The organism is Vibrio sp. 1288 (assembly GCF_033344475.1).
This window is the reverse complement of record NZ_JAWPOX010000776.1, coordinates 1-605: the sequence shown is the minus strand read 5'-3', so window position 1 is coordinate 605 and position 605 is coordinate 1. Positions and strand designations below refer to the sequence as shown.

The 605-nt window shown below is 42.0% G+C and carries 1 pseudogene; it reads right to left on the bottom strand.

Going from position 1 to position 605, the window contains the following annotated elements:
• Positions 1-371, bottom strand: a pseudogene (locus R8O11_RS29305) (peptidase); the annotation flags it as partial.
• Between the last annotated feature and the right edge of the window lie 234 nt (positions 372-605).

The following is a 605-nucleotide window of genomic DNA, read 5'->3' as shown; positions in this document are numbered from 1 at the left end:
ACGGTGACTTGATAAGGTTCAAAACTGTTGGCTTCCCATTTGGCTTGCGTGCCACCTAAATCATCGACAATTGCCCACAGCAGTTTGTCATCTTTAAGATTTTTGTATTTGGGATTGCTGCTGCTTACGTGGATATTTTCTGCATGCATGGAGGTGGTGTCAGCGCCGGTATCAATTTTACCGATGAAAGGGACGTCACTTAGCTCAGGAATTTCGCTGTAATACACACTTTCGACCCGCCCTAAAACTAACTTATCATCAAGTTGATAGATGGGATCTTGCGTGGTTGCAGAGATGGATTGCGCCCAACCAAACGGGGCTATCAGGAGAGCACTAGAGAGTGCCAGAGCCAAAGACATTTTTTTCATCATGATTATCCGTGTGAGCCAAGGTATATAAAATTAGTCGCCAACAGAACTTATAAGTTCTCAATTTAATTACAGTTTTGACATAAATCTGACTGATGTCCACCAGCGCCCGGTAAATTTTTGCGAAGCTAATTTAAAACATTGCAAATTCTATGAATGACCCCAATGTTCTATACACAACCAATATCCAAACCGAATTAAAAGAGAATACACGGATGAGCCAAGCTATCTGTCGCA